We start from the raw sequence: 24,684 nt of genomic DNA on the forward strand, positions 1-24,684 counted from the left end.
CGTATCTTTCGATACGCCTTCTTTATCTAACTTGTTACAGTTAATACATCAATTATTTGATGATTTTCGCAACAACGCCAGCACCTACTGTACGGCCACCTTCACGGATTGCGAAACGTAAACCTTGGTCCATCGCGATTGGGTGGATTAAGCTTACTGTCATTTTGATGTTATCACCAGGCATTACCATTTCCACGCCTTCTGGTAACTCGATTGTACCTGTTACGTCAGTTGTACGGAAATAGAACTGTGGACGGTAACCTTTGAAGAATGGAGTGTGACGACCACCTTCATCTTTTGATAATACGTAAACTTCTGATTCGAAATCAGTGTGTGGAGTGATTGAACCTGGTTTCGCTAATACTTGACCACGTTCGATTTCTTCACGTTTTGTACCACGTAATAATGCACCGATGTTTTCACCTGCACGACCTTCGTCAAGTAATTTACGGAACATTTCAACACCAGTTACTGTTGTTTTCGCTGTTGGTTTGATACCAACGATTTCAACTTCATCACCAGTACGGATGATACCACGCTCAACACGACCTGTTACTACTGTACCACGACCTGAAATTGAGAACACGTCTTCGATTGGAAGAAGGAACGGTTGGTCAATTGCACGCTCTGGTTCAGGGATATAAGTATCTAAGTGGTTTGCTAACTCAAGAATTTTTTCTTCCCATTCTGCAACGCCGTTTAATGCTTGTAATGCAGAACCACGTACGATTGGTGTATCATCACCTGGGAAATCATATTGAGAAAGAAGTTCACGAACTTCCATTTCTACTAATTCTAATAACTCTTCGTCATCTACCATGTCGCATTTGTTTAAGAATACGATGATGTAAGGTACACCTACTTGGCGACCTAATAAGATGTGCTCACGAGTTTGTGGCATAGGACCATCTGTTGCTGCTACTACTAAAATAGCACCGTCCATTTGTGCCGCACCGGTAATCATGTTTTTAACATAGTCCGCGTGTCCTGGGCAGTCAACGTGTGCGTAGTGACGAGTTGGAGTATCGTATTCAACGTGTGAGGTGTTGATGGTGATACCACGCGCTTTTTCTTCTGGCGCGTTATCGATTTGGTCGAATGCACGAGCTGCACCACCGTAGTGTTTTGCTAATACGGTTGTGATTGCTGCTGTTAAAGTTGTTTTACCGTGGTCAACGTGGCCGATTGTACCCACGTTTACGTGCGGTTTTGTACGTTCAAATTTTTCTTTAGACATTTGTTTAGTTTCCTAGAAAATGCTCTATAAGCCATTCGACTTATAGAGCGGATTGTTACAAAAAATTATTTTTTACGCGCTTCAATTACTGCAGCAGCAACACTTGTTGGCGCTTCAGCATATTTTAACGGTTCCATTGAGTATGATGCACGACCTTGAGTTTGTGAACGTAAGTCTGTTGCATAACCGAACATTTCAGAAAGTGGAACTTCTGCATCGATTTTCACAACGAATTCGTTCGCTTCTTGACCGTTAACCATAGCACGACGACGGCTTAAGTCACCGATTACATCACCAACATACTCAGGTGGAGTTTCTACTTCAACTTTCATGATTGGCTCAAGTAGAACTGGGTTTGCTTTAGCGAACGCTGCTTTAAATGCTAAAGAAGCCGCTAATTTAAACGCTAATTCTGATGAGTCAACATCATGGTATGAACCGAAGTGTAAACGTACACCAATATCTACTACCGGATAACCCGCTAATGGACCAGATTTAAGCTGTTCTTGGATACCTTTATCAACTGCAGGAATGTATTCACCAGGGATTACACCACCTTTGATTTCGTTTACAAATTCGTAACCAGGACCTTCTGGATCTAATGGATATAAGTCAATAACAACGTGACCATATTGACCACGACCACCAGATTGTTTTGCGTGTTTACCTTCTACATCATTAACACGAGTGCGGATAGTTTCACGGTAAGATACTTGTGGTTTACCGATATTAGCTTCCACTTTGAACTCACGTTTCATACGGTCAACGATGATGTCTAAGTGTAACTCACCCATACCAGAAATAATGGTTTCACCAGATTCTTCATCAGTGTGAACACGGAATGAAGGGTCTTCTTGAGCAAGACGACCTAATGCAAGCCCCATTTTCTCTTGGTCAGCTTTAGTTTTAGGTTCTACTGCTACAGAGATTACTGGCTCTGGGAATTCCATACGCTCAAGGATGATTGGTGCTTCGATTGCACATAATGTATCACCCGTAGTTACATCTTTTAAGCCGATTGCTGCAGCGATATCGCCCGCACGAACTTCTTTGATTTCTTCACGTTTGTTAGCGTGCATCTGTACGATACGACCAAAACGTTCACGTTTTTGACGTACAGAGTTTAATACTGTATCACCAGAGTTAATTACACCTGAGTACACACGGAAGAAGGTTAAGTTACCTACGAATGGGTCAGTTGCAATTTTGAATGCTAATGAAGAGAACGGCTCATCATCGCTTGCGTGACGTTCACCTTCAGTTTCATCTGGGTTGATACCTTTGATTGCTGGAATATCAGTTGGTGCTGGTAAGTATTCAACAACTGCATCAAGCATCGCTTGAACACCTTTGTTTTTGAATGCAGAACCACAAGTTACCAAGATGATTTCGTTTGCTAATACGCGTTGACGAAGACCTGCTTTGATTTCTTCTTCGCTTAAGTCTTCACCACCAAGATATTTTTCCATTAATTCTTCAGTTGCTTCAGCTGCTGCATCAACAAGGTTTTGACGCCATTCTTCGCACGCTGCTTGCATATCTGCTGGAATATCTTCATAAGTGAAGGTCATACCTTGGTCAGCTTCGTTCCAGTTGATCGCTTTCATTTTGATCAAATCAACAACACCAGTGAAACTTTCTTCTGCACCGATTGGAAGTTGAAGAGGAACAGCATTCGCACCTAAACGAGTTTTAAGTTGTTCAACAACACGTAAGAAGTTAGCACCAGTACGGTCCATTTTGTTTACGAACGCGATACGTGGAACTTGATATTTGTTAGCTTGACGCCATACAGTTTCAGACTGAGGTTGAACACCACCAACCGCACAGTAAACCATTACCGCACCATCAAGAACACGCATAGAACGTTCTACTTCAACAGTAAAGTCTACGTGTCCCGGAGTATCGATAACGTTGATACGGTGTTGTGGGAACTGTTGTGACATACCAGACCAGAATGCGGTAGTTGCCGCAGAGGTAATGGTAATACCACGCTCTTGTTCTTGTTCCATCCAGTCCATTGTTGCTGCACCATCGTGTACTTCACCAATTTTGTGACTTACACCAGTGTAGAATAAGATACGTTCAGTGGTAGTAGTTTTACCAGCATCAATGTGCGCACTAATACCGATATTACGATATCTTTCAATAGGGGTTGTACGAGCCATTATTATAACCTTGTTAAGTTTAATATCTGTTTATATAAGGGTAAGGCTTCATCGATGATGAAGCCCTTAAATTTTAAAAGCGTATTACCAACGGAAGTGAGCAAATGCTTTATTAGCTTCAGCCATACGGTGAACGTCTTCACGTTTTTTCACAGCTGCGCCTTTGTTATCTGATGCATCAGATAATTCATTTGCAAGACGTAAAGCCATTGATTTATCACCGCGTTTACGTGCAGCTTCAACGATCCAACGCATACCTAATGCGTTACGACGAACTGGACGTACTTCAACTGGCACTTGGTAAGTAGAACCACCAACACGACGAGATTTAACCTCAACGGTTGGGCGAACGTTTTCAAGTGCAATTTCAAATGCTTCTAAAGGTTCTTTACCTGTGCGTTCTGCAAGTTTGTCTAACGCACCGTAAACGATGGTTTCAGCAACGGATTTTTTACCGTCTACCATTAATACATTAATAAATTTTGCAAGTAACTCTGAACCGAACTTCGGATCTGGAAGAATCTTGCGTGGTTCAACACTACGACGACGTGGCATTGCGAATTTCTCCGTATATTTAATCTTCAGGATATCCAAAACTCTATAAAAATTAACCGCACTTTAAAGTGAGCTAATGTGATACTGGAGTTTCTGATTTAAATTTTTACTAATTTAGACGTTTGGCCTTACTTAACGGAGTTCCATTAAGCTTTAGGACGTTTAACGCCGTATTTAGAACGACCTTGTTTACGATCTTTAACGCCTGCACAGTCTAATGCGCCGCGTACAGTGTGGTAACGAACACCTGGTAAGTCTTTAACACGACCACCACGGATAAGCACAACACTGTGCTCTTGAAGGTTGTGACCTTCGCCGCCGATGTAAGAAGTTACTTCAAAGCCATTAGTTAAACGAATACGACATACTTTACGTAATGCTGAGTTCGGTTTTTTAGGTGTAGTTGTGTATACACGAGTGCACACACCACGTTTCTGCGGGCAAGCCTCTAATGCAGGAACGTTACTTTTTACAACCTTTTTCACACGCGGTTTGCGTACTAGCTGGTTGATAGTTGCCATTAAAAAAGCTCCAGTTTAAATGTTATTCATAATAGAATGTTGTTACAAAATCTATCTCTCTATCCAATAGACAGAAGAAATAGACGCTGAATTTTAATGGTTTCACCTCACATTGTCAATATTTAAACAGAAATAGGATCGCAAAGGATCGCTTGACAAAAAATCCAGGTGAAATAGACCGCACTTTGCCAAATCAATTGCCTGCCTGAAGCCAGGGTTTTATAATTCCAAACAGAATTATTTTATTGGCAATCATTATGTTACGTTCATTCATTTTTCATTTACGTTATTTCTATCACAAAAAGCTTCGACAAACGCATCGTATCTCTCATAAAACACTCGAATTTGTATGTTTACTGATTGGTGCGACATTTGTCGCCCTCTTTTCCTTTGGATTTGCAAAGCTAGCCGATATCGGACTTGAATTTAATGCCTATTGGTCTGCTAAATACCCTCTCGCCGTTTGGATCGTTTTACCGCTTGGTCTTGCTTTTCTCACCTGGTTTACCACCAAATACACACCTTATGTTGGCGGCAGCGGTATTCCACAAGTGATCGCCTCCATCAATATTCCTTATAATGGTTATAAAACAAAACTGGTTGAATTTCGCCAAACTATTTGGAAAATTCCGCTTACCTTCTTTGCAATGGTTATCGGTGCGTCTGTTGGACGAGAAGGCCCTTCTGTTCAAGTCGGTGCTGCTGTTATGCTGAGTTGGGGAAATTTCTGTCGTAAATATAACTTTGCTTTCCGCGGATTAAGTACGAATGAACTCGTTGCAACGGGTGCAGCAGGTGGTCTTGCTGCTGCATTTAATGCCCCTTTGGCTGGGGTAATTTTTGCCATTGAAGAATTAGGTCGAGGCGTGATGTTACGCTGGGAACGCCGAGTATTGCTTGGTGTATTAGCAGCCGGTTTTATTTTAGTGGCGATTCAAGGCAATAGCCCTTACTTTCCTGCCTATAAAGGTGCAACAGCTATTCCCTATTTATATCTTTGGCTTGCTATTTGTGGCGTAGTTTGTGGCGTACTGGGCGGTATATTTGGGCGACTTCTTGCCAAAGGATTAGCGGGACTTTCTCCACTCAAATGGCGTGATTGGATCCGCAAACACCCCATTTACATTGCCTTATTACTCGGTTTAGTGCTTGCGGCGATGGGCACCTACAGCGAAGGGCAAACTTATGGAACGGGTTATAATGTGGTCGCAAGAGCATTGGAAGGACAACTCGTTTCGCCTGAAGTGGGGATACTAAAACTCTTCGCAACGGTTACGACTTACTGGAATGGCATCGCGGGCGGAATTTTTACGCCATCTCTCACTACTGGCGCGGGTATCGGCACCATGTTATGGGAAATCAGCAACGGCATGGTTGATCAACGCTTCCTCGTCATTTTATGTATGGCGGCATTTTTAGCGGGCGGCACACAATCCCCTGTGACCGCTAGCGTAGTGGTGATGGAAATGACGGGGGCTCAACCTGTGCTGATTTGGCTCTTGATTTCCAGTATCATTGCCTCCATAATTTCGCGCCAATTTAGTCCGAAACCTTTTTACCACTTTGCGGCTGGACGTTTCCGTCAACGAATGCAGGAACAACAAACAGAAGATCTTCGCCGTAACGAGATTCAAGAGAAATAAAAAATGTCAGAAAACCAACCGCACTTTTATCGTGGCCGCTTTTCCGTTGCGCCAATGCTAGATTGGACGACACGCCATTGTCGCTATTTTCATCGTCAATTTAGTAAAAATGCGTTGCTTTATACTGAAATGGTCACAGCTCCCGCCATTATTCATGCGAAATACGATCATTTAGATTTTGATTTGCAAGAAAACCCGGTTGCCTTACAACTTGGCGGAAGCGACCCCGCACAGCTAAAACATTGTGCCAAATTAGCCGAAGAAAGAGGCTATCATGAAATTAATCTGAATGTGGGCTGCCCTTCCGATCGCGTGCAAAATGGTATGTTTGGGGCTTGTTTGATGGCAAAAGCAGATTTAGTAGCAGAATGTATTTCAGAAATGCAAAGTGTCGTGAATATTCCTGTGACCGTGAAAACGCGTATTGGCATTGATGATTTGGATAGCTATGAATTTCTCTGCGATTTTATCGAAAAAGTCCATCATGCAGGATGCCAAGAATTTATTGTTCATGCTCGAAAAGCCTGGCTTTCAGGATTAAGTCCAAAAGAGAATCGCGAGATTCCCCCTTTGGATTATGATCGTGTTTATCAATTGAAAGAAGACTTCCCGCAGTTGACCATTGCAATTAATGGCGGCATTAAAACCATCGAAGAAATGAAACATCATTTGCTATTTGTGGATGGCGTGATGGTTGGGCGTGAGGCTTATCAAAATCCATCGTTGTTAGGCTATATTGATCAAATGCTTTTTGATGCCAATGCAGATATCGTCACACCAAGACAAGCTGTGGAAGCCATGTTCCCTTATATTGAAAAACAGCTGAGCCAAGGTGTTTATTTAAATCATATCGTTCGACATATGCTTGGTACATTCCAAAACTGCAAAGGGGCAAGACAATGGCGACGCTATCTAAGTGAAAATGCCTTTAAGCAAGGTGCGGGAATTGAAGTGGTTGAAACAGCATTAAGCTTTGTGGAAATCAATTAAGCCTAAAATGAGAAGTGCGGTCAGAATTTAACAGGTTTTCTGACCGCACTTTTGTTTTCTGAGTATTTGATTAGCAATGATGTTTTTGACGATATGCCACTAAATCTTCAATCGTTAACACCGAATAACCAAATTTTTTCGCAAATTCGATAATTTCTGCAGCGCGAGCCATGGTTCCATCATCATTCGTGATTTCACAAATCACACCCGCTGGTTTAAAACCACTTAAACGCGCTAAATCAACCGAGGCTTCAGTATGACCGCGACGCGCTAAAACGCCACCTTCTGCCGCGCGTAATGGGAAAACATGCCCAGGACGGTGAAGATCTGTCGGTTTTGCCTGATCTGCAATTGCCGCTTTGATTGTGGTGACACGATCTTGCGCCGATACACCTGTCGACACACCTTCTGCCGCTTCAATCGTCACGGTAAACGCGGTTTTATTCACGCTATTGTTATGCTCAACCATCGGAGGTAAATCAAGTTGTTTGCATTGTTCATCGGTGATACATAAGCACACAATACCACTGCCATAACGAATAAGTTTTGCCATTTGTTCTGGGGTAATAGTTTCTGCTGGGAAAATTAAATCGCCTTCATTTTCACGATCTTCATCATCCAACACTAATACGCCATTACCTTGTTTGAATGCGTTTAATGCGTTAATTACCCGTTCTTCGCCGGTCGCACCAAATGCAGATAAAATTGACTGATTCATCGTAATTTCCTTTGTTGTTACGTTAAAATTAACCAGAATCAGGGCTGAGAAATGCAAATAAATAGAACGGAAGTGGGAACCCAATCCGTTTTATTCTCTTTCATCCAGACTATACTGTCGGCTTTGGAATTTCACCAAATCTGCTAACCTTAAAAGTACAAAGCGAAACAATTTTGTAAAACGCAATCAAAATTGACCGCACTTTTAAGTGCTCGTGGGCTGTCACCACCGGTAGGGAATTTCACCCTGCCCTGAGAATGCAGGTCGTAGTATAACGTAAAATGTCGCTGTAAAAAATCATTCAATGAAAAATGTTTTTATTTGCACAAAGATTGCATAAAATAGGATTATCCAGCCACCTCGCAGTGGTCATTTAGCGAAGGATACATTATGTCTAACAAACACGATAAAAAAGTGGGCGTGATTTTTGGGAAATTCTACCCTGTTCACACCGGCCATATTAATATGATTTATGAAGCATTCAGTAAAGTGGATGAGCTTCACGTGATTGTCTGTAGCGATACCGAACGCGATTTAAAGCTGTTCTATGATAGTAAAATGAAACGCATGCCGACGCTACAAGATCGCCTTCGCTGGATGCAACAAATCTTTAAATATCAAAATGATCACATTTTTATTCATCACTTAGTTGAAGATGGCATTCCAAGTTACCCAAATGGTTGGCAAGCTTGGAGTGACGCAGTAAAAAATCTATTTGAAGAAAAACAATTTACCCCGACGATGGTTTTTAGTAGTGAACCACAAGACAAAGCACCATACGAAAAATACTTGGGTCTCGAAGTTTCTTTAGTGGATCCTGACCGATCTTTCTTTAACGTATCTGCAACGAAAATTCGTACTACTCCTTTCCAATATTGGAAATTCATTCCGAAAGAAGTCCGTCCGTTCTTTGCGAAAACCATTGCCATTTTGGGTGGCGAAAGTAGCGGTAAAAGCGTGTTAGTCAGCAAACTAGCTGCCGTATTTAACACCACTTCCGCCTGGGAATATGGTCGTGAATATGTCTTCGAAAAATTAGGTGGCGATGAGCAAGCCATGCAATATTCTGACTATCCACAAATGGCATTAGGTCATCAACGCTATATTGATTATGCGGTGCGTCATGCCCATAAAGTGGCGATTATTGATACCGACTTCATTACCACGCAAGCTTTTTGTATTCAATACGAAGGTAAAGCGCATCCGTTCTTAGATTCTATGATCAAAGAATACCCATTTGATGTCACTATTTTATTGAAAAACAACACAAAATGGGTAGATGATGGCTTACGTAGTCTAGGCAGCCAAAAACAACGTCAACAATTCCAACAGTTATTGAAGAAATTGTTAGATAAATACAAAGTGCCTTACATTGAAATTGAATCACCAAGTTATCTAGACCGTTATAACCAAGTGAAATCTGTTGTGGAAAAAGTGTTAAATGATGAAGAACTTGAAGGTTTACAGCATACTAAACGCACATTGACCACCGAGAAATAACATGATTTTATTCGCAGGCGATCCGCACGGAAGTTATGAACATCTTTATCCTTTCGTGCAAGAAAATGATAACGTTGCCCTGATTATTTTGGGCGACTTGCAGCTTTCTTCGCCTGATGAATTAGATAAACTCGCACAATATTGTGATATTTGGTTTATTCACGGCAACCATGATAGCAAAACCGTCGCCGCATTTGAGGCGATTTGGGGGACACATTGGAAATCGCGTAACTTGCATAATCGTGTTGTTGAAATTCAAGGACAACGCATTGCCGGCTTAGGTGGTGTATTCCGTGGACAAATCTGGATGCCACCCAATAAACCGATGTATTTTGATCCCATCCACTATTGCCAATATAGCCCGCAAGAAAAAATTTGGCGTGGAGGTGTACCATTGCGCCATCGCACGTCTATTTTCCCTTCTGATATCGAAGCCATTGAAAATGAACAAGCCGATATTTTAATTTGCCATGAAGCACCTAAACCCCATCCCATGGGATTTCGTGTGATTAATCAACTCGCAGAAAAATTAGGGGTAAGACACGTTTTCCATGGTCATCACCACGATAATGTCGAGTACAAGACAAATTTCCCTTATAAAATCACGAATGTCGGTTTTAGAAGTGTTACTGATGCACACGGAAATTATTTATTAAAAATGATTGATGATAGAGAAAAATAACTGAGTTAGTTGTTAATTGTTTTTAATAAAAAGAAAAGTTTGAAGAGAGAAGATGGCGCACCCGAAAGGATTCGAACCTTTGACCGCTCGGTTCGTAGCCGAGTACTCTATCCAGCTGAGCTACGGGTGCGTAGTGATGTTTTATTATTCGTAACCATTTTAACTGATAGAGCCGATTTAAAATGGCGCACCCGAGAGGATTCGAACCTCTGACCGCTCGGTTCGTAGCCGAGTACTCTATCCAGCTGAGCTACGGGTGCAGAATAAATAAAACTAACAACAAATGGCGGTGAGAGAGGGATTCGAACCCTCGATGGAGTTTTTGACCCCATACTCCCTTAGCAGGGGAGCGCCTTCAGCCTACTCGGCCATCTCACCACATTCGGTGTGTGGGCGGTATAATACGTTTTTTTGAAAATATGTCAAATCATTTTTTGAAAAAGCGATGTTGGTTGCTTGATTTATCTACATTTTGCATAAATAAAGTGCGGTTGAAAAAACAAATATATTTCTCACCGCACTTTAATTTTTATCATCTCTAGCCTTTTAAAATTGCCCGCAGACGATCAAGCTGACTAGACGTTTGTTGTTGCTTCTGCTCTGCCGTTAATTTTGGCTTATCTTTTTCCCATTGCACATCATCTTGTGGCAACTCAGCCAAGAAACGACTAGGTTCTGGGCGAATTAACTCGCCAAACTGACGCCGTTCACGACAAAGAGAAAAAGTCAGCGTTTGTTGTGCTCGCGTAATGCCCACATAAGCTAGACGGCGTTCTTCTTCCACATTGTCTTCATCAATACTGGTTTGATGCGGCAAAATCCCCTCTTCCATACCAATTAAATACACATGGGGAAACTCTAAACCTTTAGAGGCATGCAGCGTCATCAATTGCACTTGATCGCTCTCGTCATCGTCTTCGCCACGTTCCATCATGTCGCGCAAGGTTAAACGAGTGACCACTTGATTTAAATTCATTGGTTCATTCACTTCATCGCCTTTGAGCATATCCTCTACCCAGCTAAATAAGGTTGCCACGTTTTTACTTTGCATTTCGGCAGCTTTCGGGCTGGTGGCATACTCATACAAATATTCTTCGTAATGCAATGAAGAAAGTAAAGAACGCACAGCCGTTTCAGGATCGGAACGTAAACTTTGATCGTTTAACTCCACAATCCAACGACCAAATTTTTGCAAAGCATCATAGGCTTTCGGTGTAACACGTTGCATGAGTTCAAACTCAAAAATCGCCTCAAATAAGCTGATATGTTTTTCCTGTGCCAACTCGCCTAGTTTTTGCAATGTTGCGGTACCAATTTCCCTTCTCGGTGTATTCACAATACGCAAGAAAGCCGCATCATCGTCTTGATTTACCACTAAACGCAGGTAAGCCATCATGTCCTTAATTTCAGCACGAGAGAAAAAAGACGTGCCACCAGAAATTTTGTACGGAATGCGGTTTTGCATCAGCACTTTTTCCAATAGACGAGATTGATGATTACCGCGATATAAAATCGCATAATCCTTAAATTTGGTTTTACGGCTAAAACGATGAGCAATTAATTCTGCCACAATCCGTTCGGCTTCATGCTCTTCATTTTTCGCTTCAATGACTTGCAGTTTTTCACCTTCGCCCAAGTTAGAAAACAGTTTTTTATCGAACACGTGCTCGTTGTTATCAATTAAAATGTTAGCACAATGCAAAATACGATGAGTGGAACGGTAATTTTGTTCTAATTTGATGACTTGCAAACGCGGAAAATCATCACGTAAGCGCACCATATTTTGCGGTCGAGCACCTCGCCAAGAATAAATGGATTGGTCGTCATCTCCTACCACCGTAAAGCAAGCTCTCTCACCAACGAGTAGTTTGATGAGTTCATATTGGCTAGTATTGGTATCTTGATATTCATCCACCAACAAATAACGGATTTTCTCCTGCCATTTTGACCGCACTTCTTCGTTCTGTTTGAAAAGCAAGGTCGGTAACATAATCAAATCATCAAAATCCAACGCATTATAAGCACGAATTTGCGCCGCATAACGCTCATAACATTTAGCAAAGGTTTGATATTTAGCATCTTTCGCTAAGGCATAAGCCTGTTTTGGCGAAACCAAATCATTCTTCCAATTGGAAATAACGGAAATTAATTCACGCAGTAAGTCTTTATCTTCCTGCAGCATATCTGCCGTCAGCTCTTTGAGTAAGGCAAGTTGATCGTGCTCATCAAACAAGGTCATATTGGATTTAAAGCCTAACGCTTTATATTCCCGTTTGATAATGTCGAAACCTAAGGTATGGAAAGTGGAAACAATCAATCCTTTGGATTTTTCTTTACCAATCGAATGGGCTACACGCTCTTTCATTTCACGAGCGGCTTTGTTGGTAAAAGTTACGGCGGCGATCTGTTTAGGTAAATAACCGCAATGTTCAATCAAATGAGCAATCTTATTGATGATCACGCGAGTTTTGCCTGAGCCTGCGCCAGCTAGCACCAAACAAGGTCCGCTGACATATTCGACAGCCTGTTGTTGTTGAGGATTGAGTTTCATATCTTAATGCAAATTAATTTGACCACGCATAAGGCAATAATGCGGTATCTAATAAAAATGACAGTGGCAAATCTAAAATAGGTAAGCCCCATTTTTGTGCCATCTCTAAATCATAAGCCGCACCCGCGTAAGGCGTGTATTTCTCCGATGGGTCAATTAATTTCACCACCGTACCACAACCCGTTAACACTAAAAATGCGGTTAAAATTAGAAGTGTTTTTTTCATTCACGACGTGCTTGTAAAGCTAAATAGACGGCTTCCGGCACCAGTTCTTTTACATTGCCATGATGCAAATAAATTTCTCGTACAATCGTGGAAGACACAAACGCCCATTTTTCTGTTGGGGGGAAGAACAAACTATCCACACCATCAGTTAATAAACGGTTTAACGCGGCCAGTTGTAATTCATATTCGAAGTCAGTCGTTGTACGCACGCCACGAATAATGGCGGTAATCTTTTTCGTTTTGATTTCATTCGCGAGTAAATCAGAGAAGCCAAATACTTCCACATTGGACAAATGAGCGACCGATTGACGCACGAGCTCAACGCGTTCTTCCAATGAGAACAATGGCTTTTTGCTCGGACTATTCGCCACCGCGACAAAAACTTTCGGAAAAATGACCGCACTTCGCGCAATGATATCTAAATGCCCGTTGGTAATCGGGTCGAACGTGCCGGGGTAAATTACGCTTGTCATTTATGGTTCTCCGAAATATTGGTTAAATAAGGATGAAGCAAATCTAAAAGTCGCTGTAATGCACCACGATTTTCAATTAACACCTCATAGCCTGCATTGCCTAAACGATGACGCGCTTCTTTTGAATTCAATAACTTATCAATAATATCTGCCAATGCTTTTTCTGTTGAGTTGATTTGCAATACACCTTGTACTTCTAGCAACGAAGTAAAGACTTCAGGGAAATTGAAAGTATACTTTCCGCTCACAACGGGTAATTTAAAGGCTAGAGGCTCTAGAGGATTATGTCCCCCATGTTTGACCAAACTTCCACCGACAAATGCAATATCAGAAATACCATACATCAACATCAATTCACCCATGGTATCGCCTAGAATCACTTGAGTATTATCTGAAGGAATCTCACCCGTTGAACGGCGGATAAAGTTAAAGTTGGCTTTTTCAATTAAATCTGCCACTGGATTAAAACGCTCAGGATGACGAGGCACCAGCAATAACAGTAAGTTTGGATGTTTTTTTAATAACAAATGATGCGCTTGTAAAATGAGTTCTTCTTCCCCTTCATGGGTGCTCGCGGCAATCCAAATTTGACGATCTTTCGCCCAGCTCTCATGAAGTGTTGCAATATCTTTGAGTAATTCATCACTGACCACAAGATCATATTTAATATTGCCGGTTAATTGCAGACGATCTTTTTCATAACCTAACTCTAAATAACGCTTTCCACTAATACTATCTTGCGGTGCAATCAAGCTGATTTGAGAAAACATTCGTTGTAGATGTTGTTTGACTTTGCCATAACGTCTCGCTGAACGTGCAGAAAGACGAGCATTGGCGACAATGAAAGGAATATGTCGATGTGCCAAACAATCAATCAAATTTGGCCAAAGTTCCGTCTCAATCACGATGAATACTTTAGGCTGAATAAAATCAATAAAACGATTGATGACACAAGGTAAATCGTAAGGCAAATAACAATGCGTCACACTTTCCCCGAACGCAGCTTTTACGCGTTCAGAGCCTGTTGGCGTGACCGTTGTAAACGTGATCGGTAAGTGAGGATAATCTTTCTGAATGCGTTTTACTAACGGTGTAGCAGCAATGACTTCACCGACTGATGCGGCATGAATGACGATCCCATCTTGCACGGGCTTAGCAAGATTCGCATAAATGCCATATCGCTCGCCTAAACGCTTGCGATAATTTGGTGCCTTGAGACTTCGTAGCAACATGAAGAACAGGACAAAAGGCTGAATCAGATACATCAGGCAGGTATAAAAAAAACGCCACATAAAATAAATTCGGTTATACTTACAAAAATTTCGGCTAGTATAGCAAAAAAAGGATCAAAATATGCCAACAATTAGCGTTGCCATGATTGTCAAAAATGAAGCGGCAGATCTTGCTCAATGTCTTGATACGGTAAAAGATTGGGTAGATGAAATCATTATCGTCGATTCAGGCAGTACTGATAACACCCAAGAAATTGCGGAACAATATGGTGCAAAATTTTATTCGCACCCTGATTGGCCAGGTTTTGGCAAACAACGCCAACGTGCACAACAATATGTCACCAGCGATTATGTTTTGTGGTTAGATGCCGATGAACGCGTCACACCTCAACTTCGAGAATCCATTCAACAAGCGGTTCAACAAGATGCACCAAATACGGTTTATGATATCCCTCGTGTGAGTGAAGTGTTTGGACGTGAAATTCGCCATTCAGGTTGGTATCCAGATTATGTGGTACGTTTATATCGCACAAACTACGCCGGGTACAATGATTCATTGGTACATGAAAAAGTGGTTTATCCTGAAAACACAAAAGTACAAAAATTAACTGGCGATCTGGAGCATTTCACTTATAAAAGTATTCATCACTATTTGGTGAAATCTGCAGGCTACGCCAAAGCTTGGGCTGACCAACGCCAAGCCAAAGGGAAAAAAGCAACGTTATGGCAAGGTATTAGTCATGCGATTGGCTGCTTTGTCAAAATGTACATTTTAAAAGCCGGTTTCTTAGATGGAAAACAAGGTTTTCTGCTAGCGGTACTTTCGGCCCACTCCACCTTCGTGAAATATGCTGATTTGTGGGAGCGTAATCAGCATTAATCAAAAACAAAAAGTGCGGTCAAAATTAACCGCACTTTTTTTATTTCTTTAAGACAAGAAAAATTAGTTTTTCGCTGCTGCCGCTGCTTTCACGATTACTGCAAACGCAGGCGCTTTAAGTGAAGCTCCGCCCACTAACGCACCATCGATATCTGGTTGAGTGAATAATTCTGCTGCGTTAGCATCATTTACTGAACCACCGTATTGAATGATCACTTGATCTGCTACAGCTTGTGATTTTGCTGCAATATGACCACGGATAAATGCGTGAACAGCTTGTGCTTGTGCTGGAGTTGCTGATTTGCCAGTGCCGATCGCCCAAATTGGTTCATAAGCAATCACGGCACCATTAAATGCTTCTACACCTAATGCGTTGATCACTGCATCAATTTGACGTGCACATACTTCTTCAGTTTTACCCGCTTCGTTTTCAGCTTCAGTTTCACCAATACATAATACTGGTACTAAACCTGCTTCTTTTAATGCGCCAAATTTTTTTGCTACAAATTCATCGCTTTCTTTGTGGTAAGTACGACGCTCTGAGTGACCGATAATGATGTATTTTGCACCAAAATCTTTTAACATTTCAGTTGAGATATCACCAGTGAAAGCACCTTTAACATTCACATCAACGTTTTGTGCACCTAAAGCAATTTGGCTGCCTGCAAGTGCCGCTTCAGCTGTACCTAAGTACATAACAGGTGGGGCAATTGCCACATCACAACCTGTTACACCTTGTAATTCAGCTTTTAATCCTTCGATTAATTCTTTGGTAAAGGCTTTGGAACCATTTAATTTCCAGTTACCCATCACTAAAGGACGACGTGCCATTTTTGTTTCTCCATATTGAATAAATAAAAAGTGTGTTTACTATACCAAACTTTAGGCAGATTTCTTTGTGCAAAATCACATTTTGAAAATTTTTTTGGGGAAATGATGATTATTTTGTGCTAAAAAGCTACAATCTACTGTACGGAACCGATAAAAAATAACCAATTTTATAAATAAACGGAAAATAGGTCTGGTAACAATGAAAATTTTCAAAGCCGAACAATGGAATATAGAAGTGCTTGCTCCACTCTTTGAAGCCTATCGACTTGCCAACGGAATGAGTGAAAATCCTGACCGCACTTTAACCTTTCTAACAAATCGTGTGCGTTTTAATGAAAGCATGTTTTTTATTGCTGTAAACGAAAATGCACAAGCGATTGGTTTTGTTCAACTTTATCCTCGCTTATCTTCTTTACAACTACAACGCTATTGGCAATTAACTGATATTTTTGTCAAAGAAGATAAACATCAAACCGAGATTTATACAGCCCTTATTTCTAAAGCAAAAGAGTTTGTCCGTTATACACAATCTAACCGTTTAGTGGCGGAATTAAGCCAAGCGCAACAGAATATTTTAGAACGCGAAGGATTTAAGCTAAATACGAAAAAAAGTTTGTTTGAATTAACTCTCTAATGCATACGCTCCTCAATCAATATTGGGATTACTTGCGAATTGAACGCCAAGTAAGCCCACATACACTCACCAATTATCAACATCAACTGGATGCAATTTTAGCGATTTTGGCTGAAAAAGGTATTCAGCACTGGCAGCAAGTGAATCCTAGTGTGGTTCGTCTTATTTTGGCGGAAAGCCGGAAGCAAGGTTTAAAAGAAAAGAGCTTGGCATTACGCTTATCTGCTCTGCGTCAGTTTTTCAGCTATCTTGTACAACAAGGGCAAATGAAAGTGAATCCGGCAACAGGTATTTCAGCGCCGAAACAAGGCAAACATTTACCAAAAAATATTGATGCTGAACAGGTCCAAAAATTGCTTTCAAATGACAGCAAAGATCCTATTGATTTGCGTGATCGTGCCATGATGGAATTGATGTATAGCTCAGGGCTTCGCTTATCTGAATTGCAAGGCTTAAACCTCAATAGCATTAACACCCGTGTACGTGAAGTGAGAGTGATTGGTAAAGGAAACAAAGAACGTATTGTGCCTTTTGGACGCTATGCTTCTCATGCAATTCAGCAATGGTTGAAAGTACGTCCTTTATTTAATCCAAAAGATGACGCCCTTTTTGTGAGCCAACAGGGAAATCGCCTTACTCATCGCTCTATTCAAAAACGAATGGAAACCTGGGGCATTCGACAAGGATTAAACAGTCATCTCAACCCACATAAACTACGTCACTCGTTTGCCACTCACATGCTGGAAGCGAGTTCAGATTTGCGTGCCGTTCAAGAGCTTTTAGGGCACAGTAATTTATCCACCACGCAAATTTATACGCATTTAAACTTCCAACATCTTGCGGAAGTGTATGATCAAGCCCATCCTCGAGCAAAACGAAAAAAATAAGCAAAGTGCGGTCAAAAATCATCGTCTTTTTTAACCGCACTTCTAAACAAAAAGGCTACCTTTCGGTAGCCTTTATTCATTTCACTATAAACTAAATGCTTGAATATAAGGAAGTTTACCTTTCTTCAGCATGTCTTCGATACCACTTTGGTGATCATTTTCACCTAAACCGCGTAATTCAAAGGTGACACCAACGCTGTTGTCATAAACCACTTGATCATTGCGTTGATTTTGGCGACTCGTCACATAACGTCTTGCGCCAACGCCTAAAGACCAGCAGCACGAGTTATATTGCACCCCCACATATTGCTCAACCGGTTTTTTCAATGCAATATCTTGATAGTATTTTCCGACAAGCGCCCAGTTATCTGATACTTCCCATGCCGCTACAACACCAACCTGTTTAATATCTTGTTGGTAACGGTTTGCGGAAGCTCCCAAGTTTTGGTTGATATACTCTTTACTCGCATAGCGATAATTTAACTGAATCAGATTATTCTTCATCGGGTTAAATTCCAAACTGCTATTCGCCAATGAGGCTTTATCTAGCAATGTATCGTATTGGTAGCTACCGCGCCAATTCCATTTATCGCTAATTTTCCAGTTAGACTCCAAGGCCCAAGAAGAAGAGGATTTTGGCGTACGATTATTTGGATTATCATCAATTTTTGATGCCGTTAAATAATAAATTTGTCCAGCAGAGAAGTTAAAACGTTCATCAGAATTCTTATCATAAAAACGAGTTGTTCCACCAAGCGTTATTTGATTAGCTGATGAAATACGATCTAAACCACTATAACGACGATCACGGAATAATGAATAATAATCTTGTTGGACTAATGCGGAATCATAACCAAAGCCAAGATAATCATTCACTCGTTTTGAACCGATATTACTTTGATCTTTGTATGGTCGATACAAATATTGAACATGAGGCTCAAGCGTTTGTGTATAACCATCAAATAAGGTTTTGTTGCTCGCTAAAACCGTTTGTAAATCTACTTTTAATTGTGGCAATACACGATTTACTGATTTTTGTACTTCTTCTGCAGCAGAAGATGAACCTTTTTTCTGGTTATAATGGGTCGCGTAAAGTTTAGTCTCAATATTCAAGCTACCATATTTATTTGACATGGCTGTAGACAAGCTTGGTTCAACGTGGAAACGCCATGCTTTTGGCATCAAGGCACTATCATTATCAAAGCGTACTGCTTGCGAAAATAATTTAAAATCGACCCAACCGTTCGCCAAATCATTTTTGTAATAATTGAAGTCAATTTGTGGCATAGCTCGGTAAGGCCCGATATTGACTTCATCAAAAATCTGGAACTGACGTGCTGAAATCGCGAAGTTGTAATTAGGTTTATAGTAAGCAATACGTGCGTATTGATTTGCATAACCATCAGTACTGTCACCATAATCTGAATCAAAATCGGTGAAATAACGTTTATCACTTACCTTAGTGTAATCAACATTTAAACGCCAGTTTTCAAGAAAAGAGGAATTATGGTTCCAATAGAACAAATGACGCTTACGATTATCACTGGTATATTCATCATAACGATCACGTCCTAAATATTCTCCCGCAAGTTTACCTTCACCAACAGGTGTTAAATAACGGAATTCACCATTTAATTGCCAGCCACGACGAGACATATATTTTGGTGCAAATGTAGCATCGTAATTTGGTGCAATGTTCCAATAAATTGGCTGTTTATACCAATAACCATCACGGCTAGAATGACCGACTGTTGGCATTAATAAACCTGAACGGCGGCGATCACCAATCGGTAATTGTAGATAAGGAGTGTAGAACACTGGCACACCTAATACTTTAAAACGTGCATGCCAAAATTCAGCATATTCTTCTTTGATGTGCTGACGAATCTCAGAGGCATCGACCGCCCACGCATTATCATCTGGCAAACAAGAGGTAAATGTCGCGTTTTTCATTACGCGATAATTATCACCTAACTCAATTTCTTGTGCTTTACCGCGACCTTGACGTCCTACAAGTTGGTAGTCAGCATCGGTGACGTTACCGTTTTTGCTATCTAAATTAAAACTCGCATCATTACCTAATAGATTGATTTGATTATCTTTATAATCAAATCCGCCTCGCAAATAAGCCCAGCGTTGAGTTTGATTGCCCTCACCTGTTTGTTTGACTTCAACTGAATTCCCAACCAAATGACGGTTTCCTTGTTTCAAATCCACATTGCCTTGATAAATCGCCTGAGTTGGCTGATTAATCTCTGCTTTATCTGCTTCAATATAAACCGGCAAATTATTGACATCACCTTTCACGACTTCCCCTGTAAAGTGAGGCACGCTGAGTAAGCATTGAGCATGCAGATCTGCCAAACTTTGTTGACTATAAAGTGCGGTCAGAATTGAGATTGAAATTAAGGTATATTTTTTATTCATAATTCAGTTCTTATTCAGATGAAATTAGGGGGATTATACTGGAATATCATTTACAACAACAGCCATTTATATGGTCGTTAACTAACCCCATAGATTGCATAAAGGCATAACATGTGGTTTCCCCAACAAAGACAAAACCACGTTTCTTCAACGCTTTTGACATTGCTTTTGAGATTTCAGTTCTAGCGGGTACCACAGAAATATCGGGGACATCATTGATAATCGGTTGATGATTTACAAACGACCATACAAAATCACTGAAATTTTCACCGCACTTTTCCATGGCTAGATAGGCTTTGGCATTTTTTACAATGGCTTCCAGTTTTGCCCGATGGCGAATAAGTTCGACATTTTCCATACAACGATCAATATCCTGCTCGGTCATTTGCGCGATTTTGGCAGGATTAAATTGATGAAATGCTGCTCGATAGGCTTCTCGTTTTTTCAATACGGTGATCCAGGAAAGACCCGCCTGTTGCCCTTCTAAACAGATTTTTTCAAACAGCTTTTGACTATCAAATTGTGGCTTGCCCCATTCCTTATCGTGGTAGTCGATATAAATCGGAAGTTCGCCCACCCAAGGGCATCTTGTACTCATGCCATATCCTTTTTGAGTTGTTCATAGATTGCGACAAAATCGGGCATCACCCCACGCCACAAATAAAATGAATGGGCGGCTTGCGCCACCAACATACCAAAACCATCGCTGACATTATTCAGACCTAAGGATTTACAGTAGGCAATAAAAGGCGTGTCACCACCTTTGGCATATTGCATGTCATAGCAAGCTCGGGCTAATGATAAGATTGAGGCATCAACGGCGGCGGTATGCCCGCTTAATCCGGCCGAAGTTGCATTGATCACTAAATCGTAGGTTTGCGCGGGAATCGCATCCATTGCGACAGCTTCAATTGTGCCGTAAGGTTTGAACTTATCTGCCAGTTGTTGCGCTTTTTCTAGGGTGCGGTTAGCCAAGACAATCTGCTGCTGTGCTTCCAATAAGGGTAGCAATACCCCTTTGGTTGCCCCGCCGGCACCTAAAATTAAAATGCGTTGTTGTGGTTGAATCCAACCTAAGCGTTGTAAATCCGTCACTAAACCAATGCCATCGGTATTGTCCGCATAGAGTTTACCGTTAGATAATTTTTTTAGTGTGTTACAGGCTTCTGCCAGTTTCGCCCGTTCGCTATGTTCGTCAGCGAGCGCATAGGCGCGTTCTTTAAATGGTGCGGTGATATTGCAACCTTGTGCTCCTGCAGCAAAAAAGGCCTGTAATTGCTGCTCAAAATCCTCAAGGTCACCTAATTTGGCAACATATTCCATCGTTTGCTGGGTTTGCTTGGCAAATAAGCGATGAATCAACGGGGATTTACTTTGAGCAATAGGGTTGCCCCAAACGGCATAGTGCTGCATATCTTATCCTTGTCTGAATAGTTGGTTTGTGAGCAAATCGCGGATTTCCGATGGATTTTGTGCTTGGCCGACTGCTTCATCAAGCACAGGGAAATCTGCCCCAAATTGGGAACACACAGCATCTGCACTGCGGCAAGGTGATAAACCGGTTAAGTTCGCACTGGTCGAGGTGAGAGCAAAGCCTGTTTCTTCGCATAAGGCTTTGACGGCAGGATGAGTACATAAACGCACCGCAATACTATTAAATTGCCCCTTCAGAAAATGTGGGACTTCTACCTTTGCCGGCACCACCCAAGTGATTGGATGTTCATATTGTGCCTGTAAGCGTGCAAGCTGTTCGTTGGACAAACAGGAAAAATCAACAAAAGGCTGCAAAAAATGCAAGCTCGGCGCGACTAAAATAAGACCTTTTTCAATCGGACGTTGTTTTAAATCGAGCAATTTTCTGACCGCACTTTCACACAGCGGATTACAGCCCAAACCGAATACCGCTTCAGTAGGATAGGCAACGACTTCGTCTTGCATTAAACGGGCGGCAATTTGTTGTACATTCATTTTTCGTTCTCAAAAATATGTCGACAGCCTTTATTCGCGCATTGCCACACTTGCTGTTCGGCATTTTCACTTTTTAATAGCGCAAGTGGAAAATGGCATTGTGGACAAGGCATGGCATAGGGTTTTGCCGGTAAGGAAAATTTGCAATGGGGAAAGTTATCGCAGCCATAAAAGATTTTCCCCTGTCGTCCGCGACGGGCAACCAAATGTCCTTTATGGCATTCCGGGCAGTCAATGGATTGCTCATCATCCTGTTGCTCATGCACCACAAAATCACAATCGGGATAATGACTGCAACCGATGAACATGCCAAAGGCACCTTGTTTGAGTTGGAGTGGATTGCCACATTGCGGGCAGGTTTCATCAAGCTCTTTCAACACCTTATGTTCAACCTTATGCAAGGGACGCAAATAATCACAGGCGGGATATGCGGTACAACCTAAAAACAGACCTTTTTTACCCTGTTTCATTTGCAAAGGCGCGCCGCATTGTGGGCAATATTCTTCGTGTTTTGTGTGTTGGAAAAGACTTTGACTCATACGCTGTCCCTATGCTTGTAGCATTACTTCCAATTTTTCTTGGGCCGCTAACCAATCCATTTCGACTTCTTCCAATGCTTTCTTCACCTCTACTTGCTGTGCTAAAAGTGCGGTCAATTTTTCTTTATTTTCTGCGCTGTAGAGTTCGGAATCAGCCAATTGGTTTTCAATCTCCGCAAGTTTGGAAGAATGTTTATTCATTTTTTCTTCAAGTTGAGAGATTTGTTTACGAAGAGGCGCAGTTTGTTGGCGAAGTTCAGCCTCACGACGTTTTTGTTCCTTGCGGTTTTGCATGGAATTTTCATTGTCGTCGTTTTTCTCCGAGGATTTATTTTCTGGTGCGCTATTTTGTTCACTCAGCCACTTTTGATAATCCTCTAAATCGCCTTTGAATTCTTCCACTTTTTTATCGTGTACCAAATAGAATTCTTCCACGGTATTGCGTAGTAAGTGGCGATCGTGAGAAACCACCACCAAAGAGCCCTCGTAATCCACCAGCGCTTCAGTTAATGCCTGACGCATATCCAAATCCAAGTGGTTTGTTGGTTCGTCGAGCAGTAATAAGTTTGGACGTTGCCAAACAATCAGCGCAAGCACCAAACGGGCTTTTTCTCCACCGGAAAAGGATTTCACCGCTTGATTAACTTTGTCGCCATGGAACGCAAAACTCCCGAGGTAATCCCGCACCTGTTGTTCCGTTTGTTCCGGTGCGAGTTTCTGCATATGCCACAGGGCGGACTCATCTGCACGTAGCGTATCAAGCTGATGCTGAGCAAAATAACCGAGTTGTACACCTTTAGCTAGTTGCACAGTACCGGAAAGTGCCGTGAGCTCGCCGGCTAACAGTTTAATTAAGGTGGATTTCCCTGCACCATTTTTCCCGAGCAAACCAATGCGCGAACCCGGTACTAAATTCAGTTTAATTTTACTTAAAATTTCTACCGCACTTTCACCGCTGCCATAACCCGCGCTCGCCTGTTCAATCATCACCAAAGGATTTGGCAAGGATTGTGGTGGACGGAATTCAAAGGTAAAAGGATTATCCACATAAGCCGGTGCAATCAGCTCCATGCGCTCTAAGGCTTTCATGCGGCTTTGTGCTTGTTTGGCTTTGGTCGCTTTGGCTTTAAAGCGGTCGATATATTTTTGTAAATGGGAAATTTTTTGTTGTTGCTGACGATACATGGCCGTTTGTTGTGCCAATTTGGTTGCCCGTTGCACTTCAAAGGAAGAATAATCGCCCGTGTATTCGTTAAGCTTCTGATTTTCGATATGGAGAATTTTCGTCACAATCGGATCGAGAAAATCACGGTCGTGGGAAATTAATACCAAGGTGCCTTGATATTGTACTAACCAACGTTCTAACCAAATAACTGCATCCAAATCCAAATGGTTGGTCGGCTCATCCAGTAATAATAAATCCGATGGACAAAGCAATGCTTGCGCCAAATTTAAACGCATCCGCCAACCACCGGAGAAGGATTTCACCGGTTGAGCGATTTCGTCTTGGCTAAAACCCAAACCATGTAATAAGGAAGCTGCGCGAGATTGGATCGTCCAAGCATCCAAGGTTTCTAATTGCCCGTGAATGCGCGCAATCGCATGACCATCATTACGTTCATTGGCTTCGTTTAATTCCTGCTGCAAACGGCAATATTCGCGATCCCCTTGAATCACATAATCAATGGCGGGAATATCCAATGCCGGCGTTTCTTGATTCACCCAAGATACCCGCCAGTTGGATGGATAAGTGACCTCGCCGCCCTCGGGCGTTAATTCTTTTTTTAATAGGGCAAAAAGAGAAGACTTACCGCAACCATTCTTACCCACCAAGCCGACTTTTTGTTTCGGATTGATGGTCGCCGTGGCATTCTCGAGCAATTCGGTTTGCCCGCGCTTTAGGGAAATATTATTAAATACAATCATTTTTTCGAATACATCTGAATTTGTGCTTATTTTGCAATATTTTTCCTTTTCTCGGAACAGTCTATTCCAATTTTATCGATATTTCTGCCTGAAAAA

General features: G+C 41.6%; 23 protein-coding genes, 3 tRNA genes and 1 riboswitch. Of the genes, 7 read left to right on the forward strand and 19 right to left on the reverse strand.

What is annotated here, in order from left to right:
• Window positions 1-52 precede the first annotated feature (52 nt).
• From tuf to rpsL, 4 genes are all read right to left on the reverse strand, one after another.
• Window positions 53-1,237 carry an elongation factor Tu gene (tuf, locus tag ADA56_RS06990; RefSeq protein ID WP_005635637.1) on the reverse strand — a complete coding sequence of 395 codons (1,185 nt, stop codon included), beginning with the start codon at window positions 1,235-1,237 and terminating at the stop codon, window positions 53-55.
• Between the two features lie 65 nt (window positions 1,238-1,302).
• Entirely contained in the window at window positions 1,303-3,405 is a 2,103-nt protein-coding gene (gene fusA / locus ADA56_RS06995; RefSeq protein ID WP_049365197.1) for an elongation factor G, read from the reverse strand.
• 84 nt (window positions 3,406-3,489) lie between these two features.
• Complete coding sequence (gene rpsG, locus ADA56_RS07000) at window positions 3,490-3,960, reverse strand: 30S ribosomal protein S7 (RefSeq protein ID WP_005699184.1); 471 nt, start codon at window positions 3,958-3,960, stop codon at window positions 3,490-3,492.
• Window positions 3,961-4,106: 146 nt separating this feature from the next.
• On the reverse strand, window positions 4,107-4,481 hold the full coding sequence (gene rpsL, locus ADA56_RS07005; protein WP_005543325.1) for a 30S ribosomal protein S12: 375 nt from the start codon (window positions 4,479-4,481) through the stop codon (window positions 4,107-4,109).
• A gap of 257 nt (window positions 4,482-4,738) precedes the next feature.
• On the opposite strand from rpsL, the gene ADA56_RS07010 reads away from it, so the two are divergent.
• Both ADA56_RS07010 and dusA read left to right on the forward strand, forming a co-directional pair.
• Window positions 4,739-6,124 (forward strand): chloride channel protein, encoded by a 1,386-nt coding sequence (locus ADA56_RS07010; protein WP_049369936.1) that lies wholly within the window; start codon window positions 4,739-4,741, stop codon window positions 6,122-6,124.
• Between the two features lie 3 nt (window positions 6,125-6,127).
• Window positions 6,128-7,114 carry a tRNA dihydrouridine(20/20a) synthase DusA gene (dusA, locus tag ADA56_RS07015; protein ID WP_049369937.1) on the forward strand — a complete coding sequence of 329 codons (987 nt, stop codon included), beginning with the start codon at window positions 6,128-6,130 and terminating at the stop codon, window positions 7,112-7,114.
• Window positions 7,115-7,184: 70 nt separating this feature from the next.
• Here the strand turns inward: dusA and ribB are convergent, their stop codons facing one another.
• Complete coding sequence (gene ribB, locus ADA56_RS07020) at window positions 7,185-7,832, reverse strand: 3,4-dihydroxy-2-butanone-4-phosphate synthase (RefSeq protein ID WP_049369938.1); 648 nt, start codon at window positions 7,830-7,832, stop codon at window positions 7,185-7,187.
• Window positions 7,833-7,920: 88 nt separating this feature from the next.
• Window positions 7,921-8,095, reverse strand: a riboswitch (FMN riboswitch).
• A 127-nt stretch (window positions 8,096-8,222) separates the two neighbouring features.
• On the opposite strand from ribB, the gene nadR reads away from it, so the two are divergent.
• Window positions 8,223-9,332, forward strand: coding sequence for a multifunctional transcriptional regulator/nicotinamide-nucleotide adenylyltransferase/ribosylnicotinamide kinase NadR (nadR, locus tag ADA56_RS07025; protein ID WP_080972353.1), 1,110 nt, complete (start codon window positions 8,223-8,225; stop codon window positions 9,330-9,332).
• 1 nt (window position 9,333) lies between these two features.
• The gene (locus tag ADA56_RS07030) at window positions 9,334-10,014 is read left to right on the forward strand and encodes a metallophosphoesterase family protein (protein WP_049369939.1); all 681 of its coding nucleotides are present in this window, start codon (window positions 9,334-9,336) and stop codon (window positions 10,012-10,014) included.
• A 53-nt stretch (window positions 10,015-10,067) separates the two neighbouring features.
• Here ADA56_RS07030 and ADA56_RS07035 read toward each other — a convergent pair.
• The 7 genes from ADA56_RS07035 to waaA form a co-directional block, all read right to left on the reverse strand.
• A tRNA-Arg gene (locus ADA56_RS07035) sits at window positions 10,068-10,144 on the reverse strand.
• A gap of 53 nt (window positions 10,145-10,197) precedes the next feature.
• Window positions 10,198-10,274 (reverse strand) — tRNA-Arg (locus tag ADA56_RS07040).
• A gap of 24 nt (window positions 10,275-10,298) precedes the next feature.
• Window positions 10,299-10,392 (reverse strand) — tRNA-Ser (locus tag ADA56_RS07045).
• A gap of 160 nt (window positions 10,393-10,552) precedes the next feature.
• Complete coding sequence (rep, locus tag ADA56_RS07050; RefSeq protein WP_049369940.1) at window positions 10,553-12,565, reverse strand: DNA helicase Rep; 2,013 nt, start codon at window positions 12,563-12,565, stop codon at window positions 10,553-10,555.
• 13 nt (window positions 12,566-12,578) lie between these two features.
• The gene (locus tag ADA56_RS07055) at window positions 12,579-12,791 is read right to left on the reverse strand and encodes a YceK/YidQ family lipoprotein (RefSeq protein ID WP_049369941.1); all 213 of its coding nucleotides are present in this window, start codon (window positions 12,789-12,791) and stop codon (window positions 12,579-12,581) included.
• Complete coding sequence (gene coaD, locus ADA56_RS07060; RefSeq protein WP_049369942.1) at window positions 12,788-13,264, reverse strand: pantetheine-phosphate adenylyltransferase; 477 nt, start codon at window positions 13,262-13,264, stop codon at window positions 12,788-12,790. The genes ADA56_RS07055 and coaD overlap by 4 nt, the downstream gene beginning before the upstream one ends.
• Entirely contained in the window at window positions 13,261-14,556 is a 1,296-nt protein-coding gene (gene waaA / locus ADA56_RS07065) for a lipid IV(A) 3-deoxy-D-manno-octulosonic acid transferase (RefSeq protein ID WP_049369943.1), read from the reverse strand. Before waaA ends, coaD begins: the two co-directional genes overlap by 4 nt.
• 61 nt (window positions 14,557-14,617) lie before the next feature.
• Here waaA and ADA56_RS07070 point away from each other — a divergent pair, with 61 nt between their 5' ends.
• Window positions 14,618-15,376: a glycosyltransferase family 2 protein gene (locus tag ADA56_RS07070; protein WP_049369944.1), complete on the forward strand. Its 759-nt coding sequence runs from the start codon at window positions 14,618-14,620 to the stop codon at window positions 15,374-15,376.
• A 63-nt stretch (window positions 15,377-15,439) separates the two neighbouring features.
• Here ADA56_RS07070 and tpiA read toward each other — a convergent pair whose 3' ends face one another.
• On the reverse strand, window positions 15,440-16,207 hold the full coding sequence (gene tpiA, locus ADA56_RS07075; protein ID WP_049365182.1) for a triose-phosphate isomerase: 768 nt from the start codon (window positions 16,205-16,207) through the stop codon (window positions 15,440-15,442).
• Between the two features lie 199 nt (window positions 16,208-16,406).
• Between tpiA and ADA56_RS07080 the strand changes: the two genes are divergently transcribed.
• Both ADA56_RS07080 and xerC read left to right on the forward strand, forming a co-directional pair.
• Window positions 16,407-16,841 carry a GNAT family N-acetyltransferase gene (locus ADA56_RS07080; protein WP_049369945.1) on the forward strand — a complete coding sequence of 145 codons (435 nt, stop codon included), beginning with the start codon at window positions 16,407-16,409 and terminating at the stop codon, window positions 16,839-16,841.
• Window positions 16,841-17,728, forward strand: a complete 888-nt coding sequence (xerC, locus tag ADA56_RS07085; protein ID WP_014064388.1) for a tyrosine recombinase XerC — start codon at window positions 16,841-16,843, stop codon at window positions 17,726-17,728. The genes ADA56_RS07080 and xerC overlap by 1 nt, the downstream gene beginning before the upstream one ends.
• 84 nt (window positions 17,729-17,812) lie before the next feature.
• Here the strand turns inward: xerC and lptD are convergent, their stop codons facing one another.
• Genes lptD through ADA56_RS07115 form a run of 6 tightly spaced genes read right to left on the reverse strand, consistent with a single transcriptional unit; the run spans window position 17,813 to window position 24,588 of the window.
• Complete coding sequence (lptD, locus tag ADA56_RS07090; protein ID WP_049369946.1) at window positions 17,813-20,155, reverse strand: LPS assembly protein LptD; 2,343 nt, start codon at window positions 20,153-20,155, stop codon at window positions 17,813-17,815.
• A 46-nt stretch (window positions 20,156-20,201) separates the two neighbouring features.
• Window positions 20,202-20,753 carry a DNA-3-methyladenine glycosylase I gene (locus ADA56_RS07095; RefSeq protein WP_049369947.1) on the reverse strand — a complete coding sequence of 184 codons (552 nt, stop codon included), beginning with the start codon at window positions 20,751-20,753 and terminating at the stop codon, window positions 20,202-20,204.
• The gene (gene aroE, locus ADA56_RS07100) at window positions 20,750-21,568 is read right to left on the reverse strand and encodes a shikimate dehydrogenase (RefSeq protein WP_049369948.1); all 819 of its coding nucleotides are present in this window, start codon (window positions 21,566-21,568) and stop codon (window positions 20,750-20,752) included. Before aroE ends, ADA56_RS07095 begins: the two co-directional genes overlap by 4 nt.
• Window positions 21,569-21,571: 3 nt before the next feature.
• The gene (locus ADA56_RS07105; RefSeq protein ID WP_049369949.1) at window positions 21,572-22,123 is read right to left on the reverse strand and encodes a Sua5/YciO/YrdC/YwlC family protein; all 552 of its coding nucleotides are present in this window, start codon (window positions 22,121-22,123) and stop codon (window positions 21,572-21,574) included.
• The gene (locus ADA56_RS07110) at window positions 22,120-22,662 is read right to left on the reverse strand and encodes a DNA topoisomerase family protein (protein WP_049369950.1); all 543 of its coding nucleotides are present in this window, start codon (window positions 22,660-22,662) and stop codon (window positions 22,120-22,122) included. The genes ADA56_RS07105 and ADA56_RS07110 overlap by 4 nt, the downstream gene beginning before the upstream one ends.
• A gap of 9 nt (window positions 22,663-22,671) precedes the next feature.
• Complete coding sequence (locus ADA56_RS07115) at window positions 22,672-24,588, reverse strand: ABC transporter ATP-binding protein (RefSeq protein WP_049369951.1); 1,917 nt, start codon at window positions 24,586-24,588, stop codon at window positions 22,672-22,674.
• Window positions 24,589-24,684 lie beyond the last annotated feature (96 nt).

Source organism: Parahaemophilus parainfluenzae (assembly GCF_001055095.1).
GTDB classification, from domain to species: Bacteria; Pseudomonadota; Gammaproteobacteria; order Enterobacterales; family Pasteurellaceae; genus Haemophilus_D; species Haemophilus_D parainfluenzae_Z.